This window comes from Streptomyces sp. 8L, assembly GCF_020176795.1.
Classification (GTDB): domain Bacteria; phylum Actinomycetota; class Actinomycetes; order Streptomycetales; family Streptomycetaceae; genus Streptomyces.
Genome location: NZ_JAIUKE010000518.1, coordinates 1 through 347, shown reverse-complemented (window position 1 = coordinate 347; position 347 = coordinate 1). Strand labels below are relative to the sequence as shown.

Below are 347 nucleotides of genomic sequence, written 5' to 3'. Positions count from 1 at the left end.
CCCCCGCCCCCCCCCGGGGCCCCCCCCCGCCCCTCCCCCCCCGGGGCGCCCCGCCGGGGGCCGGCCCGGGGCCCGGGCCGCCGGGGCCCCCCCCCGGGGGGGGGGCCCCCGGGCGTTTCTCCGTTTCCTACCGTGGGATCGGTGGAACGGGTGGGACGTTCGGGGAGGTCGTTGTGAACGGGAGGCCGGTCCCGGCCGGATGCCGGCTGATCCGGACCGGCCTCAGCCGCCCAGCAGCTCCGTCGCGATGTCCCGCACCGCGGCCATCGCGCGCCGCTGGAGGCCCGGGCCGAACGTGATGCGGGTCGCGCCCAGGCGGCCCAGTTCCGCGGGGGCGGGGCCGGGGG

General features: G+C 83.0%; 1 pseudogene. It reads right to left on the bottom strand.

From position 1 onward, the window contains the following. Positions 1-222: 222 nt before the first annotated feature. A pseudogene (locus LCE31_RS33015) lies at positions 223-347 on the bottom strand (isocitrate lyase/phosphoenolpyruvate mutase family protein); the annotation flags it as partial.